The sequence below is a fragment of the Streptomyces lydicus genome, from assembly GCF_000717345.1.
GTDB classification, from domain to species: domain Bacteria; phylum Actinomycetota; class Actinomycetes; order Streptomycetales; family Streptomycetaceae; genus Streptomyces; species Streptomyces lydicus.
In genome coordinates, this window is record NZ_JNZA01000029.1 from 13,854 (window position 1) to 29,472 (window position 15,619).

12 protein-coding genes are annotated in these 15,619 nt (G+C 74.2%); 3 read left to right on the forward strand and 9 right to left on the reverse strand.

What is annotated here, in order from left to right:
• Positions 1-31 precede the first annotated feature (31 nt).
• From OO62_RS25265 to OO62_RS25285, 5 genes are all read right to left on the reverse strand, one after another.
• Positions 32-1,372, reverse strand: a complete 1,341-nt coding sequence (locus OO62_RS25265) for an NAD(P)/FAD-dependent oxidoreductase (RefSeq protein ID WP_033269867.1) — start codon at positions 1,370-1,372, stop codon at positions 32-34.
• Positions 1,369-1,563 carry a ferredoxin gene (locus OO62_RS25270; RefSeq protein WP_033269868.1) on the reverse strand — a complete coding sequence of 65 codons (195 nt, stop codon included), beginning with the start codon at positions 1,561-1,563 and terminating at the stop codon, positions 1,369-1,371. The genes OO62_RS25265 and OO62_RS25270 overlap by 4 nt, the downstream gene beginning before the upstream one ends.
• Positions 1,564-1,661: 98 nt before the next feature.
• A complete protein-coding gene (locus OO62_RS25275) occupies positions 1,662-2,921 on the reverse strand; it encodes a cytochrome P450 (protein ID WP_033269917.1) in 1,260 nt (419 codons plus the stop codon).
• A 166-nt stretch (positions 2,922-3,087) separates the two neighbouring features.
• The gene (locus OO62_RS25280) at positions 3,088-3,708 is read right to left on the reverse strand and encodes a TetR/AcrR family transcriptional regulator (RefSeq protein WP_033269869.1); all 621 of its coding nucleotides are present in this window, start codon (positions 3,706-3,708) and stop codon (positions 3,088-3,090) included.
• A 122-nt stretch (positions 3,709-3,830) separates the two neighbouring features.
• Entirely contained in the window at positions 3,831-5,009 is a 1,179-nt protein-coding gene (locus tag OO62_RS25285; protein ID WP_033269870.1) for a CapA family protein, read from the reverse strand.
• A 331-nt stretch (positions 5,010-5,340) separates the two neighbouring features.
• Here OO62_RS25285 and OO62_RS25290 point away from each other — a divergent pair, with 331 nt between their 5' ends.
• Positions 5,341-6,153 carry an alpha/beta fold hydrolase gene (locus tag OO62_RS25290; protein ID WP_033269871.1) on the forward strand — a complete coding sequence of 271 codons (813 nt, stop codon included), beginning with the start codon at positions 5,341-5,343 and terminating at the stop codon, positions 6,151-6,153.
• A gap of 176 nt (positions 6,154-6,329) precedes the next feature.
• On the opposite strand, the gene OO62_RS25295 is transcribed toward OO62_RS25290, so the two are convergent.
• The gene (locus OO62_RS25295; RefSeq protein ID WP_164993236.1) at positions 6,330-8,414 is read right to left on the reverse strand and encodes a restriction endonuclease; all 2,085 of its coding nucleotides are present in this window, start codon (positions 8,412-8,414) and stop codon (positions 6,330-6,332) included.
• Positions 8,415-8,592: 178 nt separating this feature from the next.
• Positions 8,593-8,931, reverse strand: a complete 339-nt coding sequence (locus OO62_RS25300) for a DUF1330 domain-containing protein (protein WP_033269873.1) — start codon at positions 8,929-8,931, stop codon at positions 8,593-8,595.
• A gap of 159 nt (positions 8,932-9,090) precedes the next feature.
• On the opposite strand from OO62_RS25300, the gene OO62_RS25305 reads away from it, so the two are divergent.
• Positions 9,091-11,199 (forward strand): alpha-galactosidase, encoded by a 2,109-nt coding sequence (locus OO62_RS25305; RefSeq protein WP_033269874.1) that lies wholly within the window; start codon positions 9,091-9,093, stop codon positions 11,197-11,199.
• Between the two features lie 78 nt (positions 11,200-11,277).
• Here the strand turns inward: OO62_RS25305 and OO62_RS25310 are convergent, their stop codons facing one another.
• Positions 11,278-12,423 carry a glycoside hydrolase family 88 protein gene (locus OO62_RS25310; RefSeq protein WP_033269875.1) on the reverse strand — a complete coding sequence of 382 codons (1,146 nt, stop codon included), beginning with the start codon at positions 12,421-12,423 and terminating at the stop codon, positions 11,278-11,280.
• 565 nt (positions 12,424-12,988) lie between these two features.
• On the opposite strand from OO62_RS25310, the gene OO62_RS25315 reads away from it, so the two are divergent.
• Positions 12,989-13,828 (forward strand): nitroreductase/quinone reductase family protein, encoded by an 840-nt coding sequence (locus OO62_RS25315; protein ID WP_033269876.1) that lies wholly within the window; start codon positions 12,989-12,991, stop codon positions 13,826-13,828.
• A 33-nt stretch (positions 13,829-13,861) separates the two neighbouring features.
• On the opposite strand, the gene OO62_RS25320 is transcribed toward OO62_RS25315, so the two are convergent.
• Positions 13,862-15,424 (reverse strand): AMP-binding protein, encoded by a 1,563-nt coding sequence (locus tag OO62_RS25320; protein WP_033269918.1) that lies wholly within the window; start codon positions 15,422-15,424, stop codon positions 13,862-13,864.
• Between the last annotated feature and the right edge of the window lie 195 nt (positions 15,425-15,619).

Consider the following 15,619-nt stretch of genomic DNA (forward strand, 5'->3'; position numbering starts at 1 on the left):
ATCGGGCACGGTCCGGTGTGGCCCGGTACCGTCAGCCGGCCGCCGTGGCGGCGGCGATCCGTTCGCGGGCCTCCTCCCAGGGCAGCGGGTCGGCGACGACGGCCCGCAGGGCGCGGATCTGGCGCGGCGGGAGGCCGGCCGCCAGGACGCCGACGGCGCGCCCCTCGCGGCCGTAGAGCGCGAGGATCCGCCGCCCGGCCCGGTCGCGGACGGGTGTCTCGACCCGGTCGGCGCCCGCGGTCAGCCCGTACGCCTGGATCTTGAGGTCGTACTGGTCGGACCAGAAGTACGGCACGGGGGCGAAGGGGCGGCGCTCCTGGGCCGGGGTGCCGTCCTCGGTGCCGGTGGGGCCGTCCGCGGCGAGTTCGGCGAGCAGGTTGCGGGCGGCGGCCATGCCCTGCTCGGTGGCGTTCATCCGGTGCTCGAAGCGCAGCGGGCGGCCGTGGGCGGGGTGGTTCCAGCGGGCCACGTCGCCGGCGGCGTAGATGCCGGGGGCGGCGGCGCAGTACGCGTCGCAGCGCAGCCCGTCGGTGGTGTCCAGCGCGGGGTCGGTGAGCCAGTCGACGGCGGGGCGGGAGCCGATGGCCACCAGCACGGTGTCGGCGGGCAGCCGGCTGCCGGGGGTACCCCCATCGGCCAGCCGTACGGCGGTGACCTGTGGGCCGGAGCCGTCGGCCGGGTCGGCCGGCGTGCTGTCGAAGCCGTCGACGGCGCCGGTGAGCAGGCGCACGCCCCGGGCCCGGTGCTCCTCGGCCAGCAGGGTGCCGACGTCGGTGCCGACGGCGGCGGCCATCGGGGTCTCCTCGATGCCGACGACGGTGACCTCGTGCCCCAACTCCCGTGCCACCGCGGCCGCTTCGCAGCCGAGGACGCCGTTGCCGACGATCACCAGCTGCCGGGGGCCTCCCCCGCCGGCTACGCCCTCACTGGCGGGGGTACCCCCATTGATGAGCCGGTCGCGCAGCGCCAGCGCGTCGTCGAGGGTGCGCAGGGTGTGAACGCCGGTGAGGCGGTCGGCGCCGGGCAGTGTCCGGGCCGCGACGCCGGTCGCGATGACGATTCCGGCGCAGGCGAGGCGCTCCGTCCCGTCAAGGGTGAGGGTGCGGGTGGCCACGTCGAGACCGGTGGCGCGGGTGCCCAGCCGCAGGTCCAGGTCGAGCGGGGCGAGCTGCTCCTCGGTGCGCAGGCGCAGCTTCTCCGGTTCCCAGGCGCCGTGCAGCAGCTGCTTGGACAACGGCGGCCGGTCGTACGGCAGATGGGACTCCTCGCCGATGAGGGTGAGCGGGCCGCGCCAGCCGGAGCGGCGCAGCGTCTCGGCCGCGGCGAGGCCGGCGGCCGAGGCGCCGACCACGGCGATCGGGCGGGCGGTCACGCGTGTACCTCGATCACGGTGGCCGGGCAGATGGCGGCCGCCTCGCGGACCGCGTCGTGCTGTGCGGCGGGCGGTGCCGCGTCGAGCAGGACGACCACGCCGTCCTCGTCGCGCTGGTCGAAGACCTCGGGGGCGATCAGCACGCACTGGCCGGCGGCGCAGCACTTGTCGGCATCGAGGGTGATCTTCATGGCAGTTGGCTCCACAATCTGTGTGGTGAGGGGTTGCGGGCGGGCCGCGGTCCGACGGCCGGGCCCGGGGTCACGATCACCCGGCGGCGGGTGCGTTGTCACCAGGTGACGGGCAGGGCGTGGCATCCGTAGATCGACATATCGGTACGGAAGGGGATTTCCTCCACCGGTACCGCGGGCCGCATCGCGGGGAAGCGGCGCAGCAACGTCCCGAGGACGACCTGGAGTTCGACGCGGGCCAGGGCCTGACCGAGGCACTGGTGGATGCCGTAACCGAAGGCGACGTGGTGCTGGGCGTTGGGGCGGCAGACGTCGAGCCGGTCGGCGTCGGCGAAGACGCTCTCGTCGCGGTTGCCGGACGGTACGGCCACCACGACGCCCTCGCCGGCCCGGATGAGGTGCCCGTCGACCTCGACGTCCGCGGTGGCGGCCCGGCGCGGGCCGTTGCGGATGATGCTGTGGAAGCGCAGCAGTTCCTCGACGGCGCCGCGGATCAGGGCGGGCTCCTGGCGCAGCTTCTCGGCGGTCGCGGGGTCGCGCATCAGGGTGAGCGCGCTCAGGCTGATCATGTTGGCGGTGGTCTCGTGCCCGGCGATCAGCAGCAGGGCGGCGAAGGCGGCCACGTCGATGGGGGTCCCCTCTGCTCGAACGGAGTTGAGAGCTTGGGGGAGGGTGAGTTCACCGGTCCGCTGCTGTTCGACGATCAGCCGGCCGAGGATGTCGTCCCCCGGGTCCGCCTCCTTGGCGGTGACCAACCGGTCGAGGTAGTCGCGCAGTTCGGCCCGGGCCGCCTCGCGCTCGTCGTCGGGGACGGTGCGGGAGAGCAGCGTTCCGGTGAGTCCCTGGAAGAGGTCGTGGTCCTCGTACGGGACGCCCAGCAGCAGGCTGATGACGAGGGACGGCACGGGCAGCGCCAGCGCCTGGACCAGGTCCACCCCGCCCTGCGTGCGCCCCTCGGCGCGCTCCATGGCGTCGCAGAGTTCCTCGGTGATCCGCTGGATCTCCGGGCGCAGCGCCTCGACCCGCTTGACCATGAACTCCCGGGTGACCATGCGGCGCAGCCGGGTGTGCTCGGGCGGGTCCATGCGGATGAAGCCGCGGTTCCGGGTGCTGGGGCCGCCGGTCATCCCGCTGAGCGGATAGCCGTGGACGGTGGTGTCGGAGCTGAAGCGGGTGTCGCCGAGGATCGTCCGGATGTCGGCGTAGCGGGTGACCAGCCAGGCCCAACTGCCGTCCGGCAGGGAGATCTTGGAGATCGGCTGCGTGGTGCGCAGGGCGGCGAAGGCGGCCGGGGGGTCGAAGGGGCAGCCGCTCGGGGGCTCCACGGGCAGCGGCGCGGGGGCGGTGAACATCGTCATCTCGCTCATCTCGCTCATCGGGGTCGTCGGGCTCATGGCGCACGCCGGCAGGGACGTGCGCCATGGGCCGACGTTCGCCTAACACCCGTAAACTTACATGTGTAATACACAGGTATACGTGTCGGGGGGTGGGTGAGGGTGAGGATTCGGCCGCGCGTCGCGCGGCTCAACGCTCCAGCAGGAGCTGCAGGATCTCGTCCACGAAGCGGTCCAGCCGCTTGGTGTCCTTACGGCTCGGCATGACCTGCCAGAGCATGACCCGCCCGTGCACCGCCGACCACAGCACGTACGGCGCCTCGGACCGCGAGCCCCGCACCCGCCAGCCGGCGTCCTCGCACGCCGTCAGCGCCCGCTGCCAGCTGCGCACCAGCAGCCCGGCCGGGTGGCCGGCGAGCCGCTCGGGGCCGACCGGGGTCTGCCGGGTCTCGTAGAGCAGGCGGTAGGTGGCGGGGTGGGCGACGGCGTAGCGGCAGTAGGCGCGCAACTGGGCGCGCAGCCGCGCCACCGGGTCCTCGGCGTCCGCCTGGGCGGCGGCCTCGGCCATCGCGCCCGCCAGCCGCTCGTAGCTGACCTCGAGGGTCGCCCAGACCAGCTCGGTCTTGTCCGAGAAGTGCCGGTAGATGCTCGGTGCGGCGACGCCGGCCGCACGGGCCACCGCCCTGAGCGACAGCGCGTCCTCGCTGCCGACCTCCTCCAGGAGCCGCTCGGTGGCGCGCAGCAGTTCCTCCCGCAGACGCTCGCCCTGGCCCCGCGGATTACGGGCCCGGACGGCCGCACTCTCGTTCACTGCCCTCCGGCTTCCTTCCCTGGGCCGCACCGACGGTCTCGCCCCAGGGTTTCACACCGGGGTACCCCGCGGGCCCCGCGGCCGTGCGCGCGGACGACCCGGCGGCCGGCGCGGCCGTGCCGTCAGCGCCCCATGGTCAGCCCGTCGGCCGCCGCTCCCCGGCTGAGCACCGCCCGGCTGATCTCGTCCCGGATCTGCGCGTGGGCGCGCGTCCTGGCGAGGTTGCGCATCCGTACCCGCTTGCCCTGCTCGGCGAGCTGCGGGACGTACTCGGCCCCGGTGACCCGCCAGCGCCCGCCGGTCCTGCGGGGCGGCGCGAAGCGGAAGCGGGCGAGGGTGCCCCAGTTGCCGCGCGGCTGCTTCATCGCCCCCGAGAGCTGGTCGCCGAGGCCGTAGACGACCCAGGTGCCGTTGACCTTCTCGTACGGCTGCGGGGTGTGGGCGTGGGTGCCGACGATCAGGTCGACGTCGGGCCGGCCGTCGGTCTCGGAGGCGGTGAGCGACCTGGCCAGTTCGAGCTGCTGCTCGTCGGGGGCGGTCCGGTACTCGGTCCCCCAGTACGGGCTGACGACCACCACATCGGCGCCCGCCCGGCGCGCCGCCCGGGCGTCCTCGATGATCTTCTCCTCGTCGAGCAGGTTCACCGACCACGGCGGCGTCTCCGGGTCCAGGTCGTCCTCGGTTCCGTAGGTGTACGACAGCTGCGCCACCCGTGCGCCGCCCGGGGCCCGCAGCACGGCCGGACGGTCGGCCTCCGCGGCGTCCCGGGCCGAGCCGGTGTGCCGCAGCCCGACCGTGTCGAGGGCCTCCAGCGTGCGGCGGATGCCCGGGACGCCGTGGTCGAGGACGTGGTTGGAGGCGGTGGCGCAGGAGTCGTAACCGGTCCCCTTCAGGGCGGTGGCGATCTGCGGCGGCGCCTGGAGGACGGGATAGCCGGTGAACGGCCCGGCCAGCGGCCCGAGCGGGGCCTCCAGATGGCACAGCGCCAGGCCGGCGGAGGAGATGACCGGCCGCACGCCCTTGAGCATCGGCCGGAAGTCGTAGCCGTCGTAGGGCGCGTCCTCCCGGGCCGTGTCGAGCACCTCGGGGTGGGTCGGGATGATGTCCCCGGCGGCGACCAGGGTGAAGGGGCGCCGGCCCGCGGCCTCGGCGACGGAGGCCCCCGTGTGGGCGCGCGGCCGGGACGCCGGGGCCGTCGCCCGGGACTCCGGGGCCTTCCGCGGGGCGGGCTGCGCGCCGGCGCAGCCCACGGCCAGGACGGCGAGCAGGGCGGCCGCTCCACACCGGGTGTACGCGCTCATGCTCGACTGATATCAGCCGTTTCCTCCTGGCATATGCCGGTAGGCCGCGGTGTCTGCCGCTCTCCCCCATACGGACCTCGACGGCCCGGGGCACGGGCGCGGGGCGGCCGCCCGGTCGGCGCATCCCCCGGACGACGACCGCTCAGCCGGCGGGCCGCCCGGGCTCCGCCGAACGGGCGGGCCGCGTCCGGGCCCGCGCCACGGTCCCGGGGGCGGCTCTCGCCGGCCGAACCGCTGACGTGACGGCCACTCAGGCGCAATCCAGAGCTGGCCGGATCGTGACCTTCGAGAGGGGCGTCGACCGCGTAGCCCGGTCCTAGGGTGAGGGCGTATGAACGAGGAACTACCCGGGAAACGGGAGCCGTTGCACGTCACGGTGTGGGACGAGGCGACGCCCGGCGCCCCGCGGGCGGTGCTGGTGCACGGCACCATGAGCTGGGGCACGGCGTGCTTCGCGGGGCAGCGGCCGCTGGCCGAGATGTTCCGGCTGGAGCTGGTCGACCGGCGCGGCTTCGGTGACAGCCCGGACACCTCCCGCAGCGACTACGCGGCCGACGCCGAGGACATCGGGCATCTTCTCGGCCGGGGAGCGCACCTGGTCGGCCACTCCTACGGCGCGGCGGCCGTGATGCTGGCCGCGTCGGCCCGCCCGGAGGCGGTGCAGTCACTCACCCTCATCGAGCCGTCCCCGCTGCGCACCGCGGCCGCGCACCCCGTGGTGGCGGCGGCGCTGGAGCGGATCCGGGCGGCGTTCGGCGCGGCGGAGGAGGCCGGCCGGGAGATGAGCCCGGAGGAGTACCTGCGGCGGGCCACCGAGCCGTACGGCCTGCCGGTGCCCGAGCCGACGCCGCGGATGCTGCGCGCGGTGCGCTCGGCGATGCGGGAACGCCCGGTGTGGGACGCGCAGTTGCCGCTCGGTCCACTGGCCAGGGCGACCATGCCCAAGGTCGTCGTCAACGGCACCTGGGAGAGCGCGCCGCCCGAGTACCGGGAGTTCACCGGCCGGGCGCTGGCGGCCTGCGGGGACTACCTGGCCGAGGCGATCGGCGCCCGTCACGTCCGGGTGAGCGGCGCCTGCCACACGCCGCACCAGGACCGACCGGAGCAGGTGAACGCGGTCCTCACCCGACTGTGGCAGAGCTGACGCGGGCCGGGGACGGCGCCGGTCCGGCGTCCGCTCGACGACTGACCGGCACACCTCCTTCGCAACGTCGGGTCAGCGTCGTGGAACCGTCAGTCGGGCAGAAATCCCCGGGCGCGGTCCTGTGCCCACCGGGCGAAGGTCCGCGCCGGGACGCCGGTGACGTCGGTGCGGTCTCCTCAGGCGACCTCGATGCCGTACTCCTGCACCAGCGCCTCCAGGCCGCCGGAGTAGCCCTTGCCGCCGATCACGAAGTCCCAGTCGCCGCCGGCCCGTTGCCGGAACGAGCCGAGCACCAGCGCGGTCTCACCGGGCCGGCCGTCGGACACCTCCAGCTGCCCCAGTTCCCCGCCCGCGGCGTCGAGCAGCCGGATGCGGGCGTCGGTGAAGCCGGAGAGGTCGGCGTCCGGATCGGTCTGGGGGTCGATGGCGGCGACCAGCACCAGCCGGTCGGCGTCCGCCGGCAGCGCCTCGAACCGCACCTGCATCGCGGCGCGGTCGGGGGCGAAGCCGGGCAGCATCCGCACCGAGCCGTCCGGGGTGCGGGGGTTGTTGTAGAAGACGAAGTGGTCGTCGCTGAGCACGGTGGTGCCCTTGCAGACCAGGGCGCAGACGTCCAGGGCGACCCCGCCGGCCCAGTTCATGCCGAGGACGTTGTGGTCCGGGGCCTCGTCGGCGGCGGCGGTGCCGGCCGGGGAGGCGGGACCGAGCCGCCCGCGCAGCCCGTACCGGCCGAGGAGATCGACGAGTTCGGGGCCGGCGATGAGGCTCAGTGGCTTGCCGTTGGCGAAGGTGTGCGCGCCGGGGCCGAAGCGGGAGGTGGTCACCAGGACCCCCTTGTTGGCGCCCTCGGACTGGACGGTGCCGTAGAGGTCGCGTACGGCGGTCGGCGGGACGGTGTTGCGGTACCGCTTGACCTGCACGACGATCTTGCCGCCGCGGATCGGGTCGGGGTCCAGGGCGTCCACGTCGACGCCGCCGTCGCCGGAGCGCTGGGTGGTCACGGCCTGCATGCCCATGGCGCGGAACAGCTCGGCGATCAGGTTCTCGAAGGCGATCGGGTCCATCTCGTACAGGTCCGGCGCGCTGTCCGTGCCGTGGGTGACGACGGCGGCGGTGCCGCCGACCTCGCCCGGCAGCCGCGCGGGGCGCACCGCGGTCCGCTGGTCGGGGCGCGCCGAGAGCTGGCCGCGCAGCCCCTCGGTCAGGCACTCCACGGCGCTGACCTGCGCGAGGTGCAGCGCGTCGAAGGCGCCGCGGGCCGCCATGACGGTGGCGAGGTAGAGCTGCGCGGGGCGGCCGGTGGCCGGGTCCACGTCGTCGACGAAGCCGTTGAGCGCGACCGAGTCCAGGGTGCCGTAGGTGTCGGCGGCGAAGAGGTCGCGCAGCACCAGCAGCACGCTCTGGGCGAGCACGTCGCGGTAGAGCGCCCGGCGCTGCGCGGCCGGGCGGGCGGTCTCCTTCTCCTGGTCGGCGGTGGACAGGTACCGGACGGATTTGATCTCCGGAACGATGTCGTAGCCGGGCAGCTCCCAGTCCAGTACGAGCTGACGGGTCGTCGGGTCGTAGGCGGCGGCGACCTGCCGGGGGAAGCCCTCCGGCCAGGCGGTGGAGGAGTACAGCGCGGCGGAGAAGTACTCGACGGCGGCCTCGGCGTCGCCGCCGCGCAGGGCGGTGAGCAGCTCCTGTATGCCGGCGTTGTGCTGCCGGATCTCGGCCAGGGCGCCGGCCGCCCACTGGTCGTACTGCTGCCGGTAGGCGGCGAGTTGGGCCTGCCGGCGGCTCTCGGCGGCCTGTGCGGCGTACCAGTCCTGTTCGTAGCGGGCCCGGGCCTCCTCCTGGGCGCGGTCGCGGCGGGCTCCCATGTGCCAGCCGCCGGTCGGCGTCTGGTAGCGGGCCGGGTCGGGCATCGGCACGGGCGTGGCCAGCGCGCCGGGTGCGAACTCCTCGATGTGCTCGGGGTGCAGCAGCGCGTCGGCGGTGAAGGCCGGGGCGTGGCAGCCGTCGGCGAGCAGGCCGGTCAGCGCGGCGACCCGGGCGTCCAGCTCCTCGGTTCGGCGGCGGGCGTCGGCCTCCCGCTGCCGGCGGTATTCCGCCTGCCGCTCGCGGTGCATCCGCGCCATCGCGCGCTCGGCATCCCGGGCCTGCCGCTCCTGGTCGCGCTGCTGCTGGGCGTACGCGCGGCGCTGGGCTTCCTCGCGCCGTTGCTGCTGACGCTGCGCCTCGGCCCAGACGGCCATTAATCCATGGGAACGGCGGCTCATGTCGTCTTCGTCCTCCCCCCGGGGCGCCTGCCCCCGGAACCCTGTGGAAGCGGTTTCACCTGCGCTGTTGCAGGTGACTTTAGCGGGGGGCGCCGGGCCCGGACCGTGCGGGACGACGAGATCCGGCACCGCACGCCGTCGCGCCTGTTCGCGCAGGCCGGGGCCACCGGGGCGGCGCTCAGGCGGCGGCCTTTCCGGCGGCGGCCGTCGCCGAGGCGTCGTAGTCCGCGGCGACTCCGGGGACCAGGACGGTGTCCCCCTCGATGTGCCGGGTGCGCAGCGGAAGGATCTCCCGGTAGGCGGGAGAGTCGTACCAGGCCCGCGCCTCGTCCATGCCGGGGAACTCGATGACGACGACGAAGCCGGGCCAGCTGCCCTCCAGGACCTCCACCTGGGCGTTGTGCACCCGGAACCACCCGCCGAACGGCTCCATGGTCGCCTGGATCCGCTCCATGTACTCGGCGATGTCCGCGTGCGGCGAGGCGGAACGGAGGTGCGCGATGGCGAAGGCGCTCATGGGTGCTGCCTCTCTCTTCGGCAGACGGCGGTCGCGGTGCCGTCCACGTTTCGGCGGTTGCTTCGCGGTCCACATTCCCAGCCGTGGGCCGGCGGGTCGATTACCTCCGGCGTCATCGCCGTCTCCCCCGTATCCGGTACGTCGCGAAGGGAACTCGTCATGGAAGACCTGCTGCACTTCCGGGCCGCCGGGGCCGGCCTGGTGCTGGATGTGTCCGGGAACGGTCTGCCGCGCGTCGTGCACTGGGGCGCCGACCTCGGGGAGTGCGGGCCGGGCGGGCTCGCCGGGCTGCGCACCGCGGATGTCGCGCAGACCGTGTCCAACGCGCTGGACGAGCCGGTCCCGTTGAGCGTGCTGCCGCAGCAGTCGGCCGGCTGGCCCGGTACGCCGGGCGTGGCCGGGCACCGGGCCGGCTCGGCGGCGGCGCCCGCGTTCACGACGCGTGCCCGGACCGTGGACGCGGGGCAGCGCCGGCTGACGGTGACGGCGGTGGACGCCGACGGCGGGCTGGCACTCACGCTGGAGACCGAGCTGACCGGGGCCGGGCTGGTGCGGCTGCGCGCCGAGGTCACCAACACCGGCGTCGACGGGTACCACCTCACCGAGCTGGCTCCCGCCCTGCCCGTGCCGTCGCACGCCACCGAGATCCTCGACCTGACCGGCCGGCACCTGCGCGAACGCGCCCCGCAGCGGCACGCCTTCACGCTCGGCACCCATCTGCGGGAGAACCGGCGCGGGCGCACCGGCAGCGACGCGACGCTGCTGCAGATCGCCGGGACGGCGGGCTTCGGCTTCCGCTCCGGTGAGGTGTGGGGGCTGCACGTCGCCTGGAGCGGCAACCACCGCTCGCTGGCCGAGCGCACCCCGGCCGGGCAGGCCGTACTGGCCGGCGGCGAACTGCTGCTGCCGGGCGAGGTCCTGCTGGCGCCCGGCGAGAGCTACCGCTCGCCCTGGATCTACGGCTCCTACGGGCGCCACGGCCTGGACGAGCTGGCCGGCCGCTTCCACCGCCAGCTGCGTGCCCGCGCCACCCACCCCACCTCCCCGCGCCCGGTCACCCTCAACACCTGGGAGGCGGTCTACTTCGACCAGGACCTGGCCACGCTGAAGCGGCTGGCTCGGGCGGCGGCCGAGGTGGGCGCGGAGCGGTTCGTGCTGGACGACGGATGGTTCAAGGGACGGCGGGACGACCGTGCCGGCCTCGGCGACTGGTACGTGGACCCGGAGGTCTGGCCCGAGGGGCTGCATCCGCTGGTCGACGCCGTGCGGGGGCTCGGGCTGCGGTTCGGGCTGTGGGTGGAACCGGAGATGGTCAACCCGGACTCGGATCTGGCCCGCGCGCACCCCGACTGGATCCTCGCCGCGTCCCCGTCCCGGATGCCGCCCGCCTCCCGCCATCAGCAGGTCCTCGCGCTGGCCCGCCCGGAGGCGTACGCGTACGTGCTCGGCAGGCTGGACGCCCTGCTGCGCGAGTACCGCATCGACTACCTCAAGTGGGACCACAACCGTGATCTGGTGGACGCGGCGGCGCACGCGCAGACGGCGGCCGTCTACCGGCTGATGGACGAGCTGCGGGCCCGGCACCCGCGGCTGGAGATCGAGTCCTGCTCGTCGGGCGGCGCGCGGGTGGACCTGGGCGTGCTGGAGCGCGCCGACCGGGTGTGGACGAGCGACTGCCTCGACGCGCTGGAGCGGCAGCGGATCCAGCGCTGGACCGGGCTGCTGCTGCCGCCGGAGCTGCTCGGGGCGCACGTGGGGGCGCCGGTGGCGCACACCACCGGACGCGCCCACACCCTGGACTTCCGGGCCGGGACGGCGCTGTTCGGCCACTTCGGGATCGAGTGGGACCTGACCGCGGCGAGCGCGGCGGAGCGGGCCCGGCTGGCGGAGTGGGTGGCGCTGTACAAGGCGCTGCGGCCGCTGCTGCACGGCGGGACGGTGGTCCGCGGTGCGCACCCCGACCCGGCGCTGTGGGTGCACGGCGTGGTGGCCCCGGACGCCGGGCGGGCGGTGTTCGCGCTGGTGCAGATGGCGACGAGCGTGCAGTCCCCGGCGGGCCGGGTGCGGCTGCCGGGGCTGGCTCCGGACGCGGCGTACCACCTGGCGCCGCTGCCGCCGGGGGACCGTCCCGAGGGGCCGTTCACCTCCGCGCTGCCGTGGTGGGAGGAGGGCGTGACGCTGCCGGGCCGGGTGCTGGCGGAGGTGGGCGTGCAGGCGCCGGTGCTGTTCCCGGAGCGGCTGGTGCTGCTGGAGGCGGTACGGAGGTGAGCGGGGCGGACCGGGAAGCGGTGTGCCGGCGGTGCGCCCCGGGCTCGTCCGGACCACCACGGGCGGGCTGATGCACCGTCAGTTCTCGCCGAGCGCCACCAGTTCCGTGCCGGCCAGCAGGAAGGCCCCGACCCCGAAGTCGGCGGTGGAGTCCCGGGTGACCGGCTGGCTGGACTCCGGCCGGTCGCCGACATTCTGGACGTACCCGAGGAAGCCGTCGGGCTGCACGGCGGTGGTGACCATGGCGTTCCAGGCGCGGGCGGCCACCGGCCGGTAGGTGCCGCGCGGGACGAGGCCGGCGCGCAGTGCGTACGCCGTCCCGAAGGCGAAGAAGGCGGTGCCGCTGGTTTCCGGTCCCGGGAGGTGCGCGGGGTCGGCGAGGTTCACGTTCCAGAAACCGTCGGAACGCTGGACCGCGCGCAGTGCCGCCAACTCCCGTACGAGCGTGGCACGGTAGGCGCGGACCGGGGCGAAGCCGTCGGGGAGTACGGCGAGCACCTTGGCGTGGGCGGCGGCGACCCAGCCGTTGCCGCGCGACCACAGGACGGGTTTGCCGTTCGGGGAGGACATGCCGCCCGGCAGGAACCGCTTGTCGCGGTACCACAGGCCGCTGCCGGGGTCGTAGAGGCCGGGGCCGCCCTCCGCGCTCTTGGTGTGGGTGTAGAGCGCGTGCATCGCGTCCCAGTAGGCGGGGTCGTCGCGCAGCGCGCCGAGCCGGGCGAACGGTGGCATCGCCATGTGCAGCGCGTCGTCCCACCACCAGTCGTCGTGCTTCTCCGCCGAGGTGGCGACCATGCGGCGCACGGAGTCCTCGATGACGGCGATCTTGGCCGGGTCGGGTGCGGCGTCCAGTGCGTAGAGGTCGAGGTAGGTCTGCCCCGCGCAGTGGTCGTCGGCGTGCCGGGTGGTGACGCCGTTGTGCAGCCCGTAGGCGTGCCGCTCGGCCCAGTCGCGCGCGTAGGCCAGATAGCGGGGTTCACGGGTGAGGCGGTGCAGCGCCATCAGCCCGCTGAAGAAGGTGGCGCGGGCCCACTGGTTGTCACCGGGGTCGGTGTGCGCGCCGATCCAGTGGTCGGCGACCTTGCGCAGCACGGCGACGATCTCGGCGCGGGCCGGCAGCCGGTCCTGCGGCCGGGGGCCGGGTGCGGCGGCGGCCGGGCGGACGGACAGTGCGGTACCGGCCGTCAGCGCGGCGCCGGCGGTGAGGAATTTCCGGCGTTCCATGAACCCACCTCTCCGGGAAGGACGGGAGGACGTGCCGTCACAGACAGTCCGTACGCATACATGAACCCCGTTCCTGCATGTGACGATGGCGGGGATATCGTGCCAGCCAATTCCCCTTTGCGGAAGGGCCTTTGAGGCCCCGGCCGGGCAGTCCGCCACGACGGCGCGTTGCCAACCGCACCTTTGTGGCATTACCTTCATCGGGTGACTACCGGGTCGGCCATGGGCCATGAGCGAGTGAGGTTCCCGGTCACCACGTGACCGCGTGGCGGGCCACCAGAGCCCCGCCCCTCCGCTCTCCAGCTTCTTCACTGCGCGCTTTCTGCTGTGCGCGCTTCCTCGACACGCGCCTTCCGCGCTGTCGCACGCACGGGCCCTTCCGTCCCCGTGCGCTCCTTCCCCACACATCTCAGGCAGTCCGCACCACGTCGATCGTGCCTCGGTCCGTGGTCGCTGCGCCCTGCCCGGCCAACGCTCCGCCAGGACGTCCGCCGGGCCGATTCGTCCTGCCCGCGCACCGTTCGCGGGCGCATCGACACTTCTCTCTCTGGAGTAACAACACCCCATGCCGATGGACTTCAACCAGCAGGTCATCGAGGAATTCCGCGCCAACGGCGGGCGCGTGGGCGGCCCCTTCGAGGGCGGCCGGCTGCTTCTGCTCACCACCACCGGCGCCCGGTCCGGCGTACGGCACACCACCCCGCTCGGCTACCTTCCCGACGGCGGCGGACGCGTGCTGATCATCGCCTCCGCCGGGGGTTCCCCGCGCCACCCGGCCTGGTACCACAACCTGGTCGCCCACCCCCAGGTCACCGTCGAGGCCGGGGTCTTCACCTACGAGGCCCGGGCCGTCGTCCTGGAAGGCGCCGAACGCGACCGGGCCTTCGCCCGGGCGGCCGAGACCGACCCCGGCTGGTCCGCCTACCAGTCCAAGGCGGGCCGGGTGCTGCCCGTCGTCGCCCTGGAGGAGATCCCCGGCGGGCCGCCGCAGATCTCCGCCGCCTCCCCGGGCGCGGCGCTCAAGGCGGTGCACGACGGTTTCCGCCGCGAACTCGCCCTGATCCGCGCGGAGATCGCCACCTCGGGCGCCGGGCTCGGCGCGCAGCTCCGGGTGAACTGCCTGACCCTGTGCCAGGGCCTGCACAACCACCACACCGGCGAGGACCGCGGCATGTTCCCGATGCTCGGGCGGAATCACCCCGCCCTCGCCCCGGCGCTGGAGCGGATGCGCGAGGAGCACGAAAGGCTCGCGGCGCTGCTCGCCGAACTGCAGCAGGTCCTCGCCTCGGAAGGCACCGACCCCGCGGCACTGAGCGCCGAGGTCGACCGCCTCACCACCGCGGTGGAGGACCATCTGACGTACGAGGAGGAGGTGTTGATCCCGGTACTGGAAGCGCCCTGCTGAGTTCGGGCCCGCGACGGGCGGGCCGCGGACGGCTCAGATCGCGCCGTCGCGTCCCGCCCAGTACGGGTCCCGCAGCCGCCGCTTGAACAGCTTTCCCGACTCGTCGCGCGGGAGCTGCTGCTCGAACACCACGGCCCGGGGGACCTTGTAGCCGGCGAGCCGCTCGGCGACATGGGCCCGTACCGCCGCGGCGCCGAGGCGCACGCCGTCCTCGGTCTCCAGGTGCGCGGCGAGCACCTCGCCGAACTCCTCGTCGGGGATCCCGAACACCGCGGCGTCCCGCACCCCGTCGAGGGCCAGCAGCGCACCCTCGATCTCCGCGGGATAGATGTTGACGCCGCCGGAGATCACCATGTCGTGGCGGCGGTCGCTGAGGTAGAGGAAACCGTCCTCGTCTAGGTGGCCGATGTCGCCGATGGTGACGTACCCGGGCAGGCCCGGCGCCTCCATGGCGGCGCGCTTGTCCGGGTCGCCGAGGTAGGTGAACTGCGGCCATTCGTCGGCCGGTTTGAGGTAGATGTCGCCGGTGGTCCCGGCGGGCAGCGGCCGCCCGTCGGGGCCGAGCACCGCGACGGCGCCGGTGCCGGAGGCCCGCCCGACGGTGCCGGGGTGGGCCAGCCACTCCGCGCTGTCGCACCACGTCACGGCGCCGGTCTCGCTGCCGCCGTAGTACTCCCGCAGGACCGGTCCCAGCCAGTCGATCATGGCGTGTTTGATGTGCGGCGGGCAGGGCGCCGCGGCGTGCACGACGGAGGTGAGCGACGACAGGTCGTAGCGCTCGCGCACGTCCTTGGGAAGCCGCAGCATCCGTACGAACATCGTGGGCACCACCTGCACCTGCTCGATGCGGTGGCGCTCGATCAGCCGCAGGAACTCCTCGGCGTCGAAGCGCGGCATCAGGGTGATGTCCAGCCCCGCCGCGAGCGCGAGGACCGCGTGCTGGCTGGGCGAGGCGTGGTAGAGCGGCGCGGGGATCAGCGTACGGCCGCCGGGAGCCACCGCGAAGTACTCCAGGAACCGTTCCACGGCCGCCGCCAGCCGGTCCGCGGGGACCGGCTCGCGCAGGACTCCCTTGGGACGCCCGGTGGTTCCGGAGCTGTAGATGACGGTCGGCGGTCGCTCCGCGGCGGGCTGTGCCAACGGTTCCCGGCCCGCCAGCCAGTCGTCGAGCAGCGGATGGGCCCCGGTGGGCGGTGGCGCGGCGATGCCGCAGGCGGCCGCGAGGCCGGCCGGTACGGGGGCCTCGACGATCCCTACGCCCTCGGGGAGCACGGCACCGACCGCGTCGATCAGGTCGGTGTGCGCGAAGACCACCTTGCTGCCGCTGTCGGTGAGCACATGCCGCAACTCTTCGTGCTTGAAGTGCCAGTTGACGGGGACGGCGCAGGCGCCGAGCAGGGCCGCGCCGGCGGTGATCTCCAGGTGGGCGGGCTCGTTGCGCAGGACCACGGCGATCCGGTCGCCCGGTCCGACTCCCGCCGCCCGCAGGCCGGTGGCGATCCGTGCGGCCCGTTCGAGGAAGGCCGGATAGGTGCGCTCCTGGCCCGCGCAGCGGATGGCCGGGGCTCCGGCGTCGGACGGTACTACGGCTTCCACGGGTGCCTCCCAGGACTGCGACCGACGCCGCTCATTGAACCGGCTGCCCCGGCCGTTCGCCAGGGCGCGCCCACCGCCGGGCGGCGCGCCCCGGGAGCCCACCGTACGCATTCAGCCATCCGCCACCCTCGCCGCGATGAGGTCCGAGGTATCTGGCCTCATCACGCTCAGCTCCACCAAATTCCGGCTCATTTC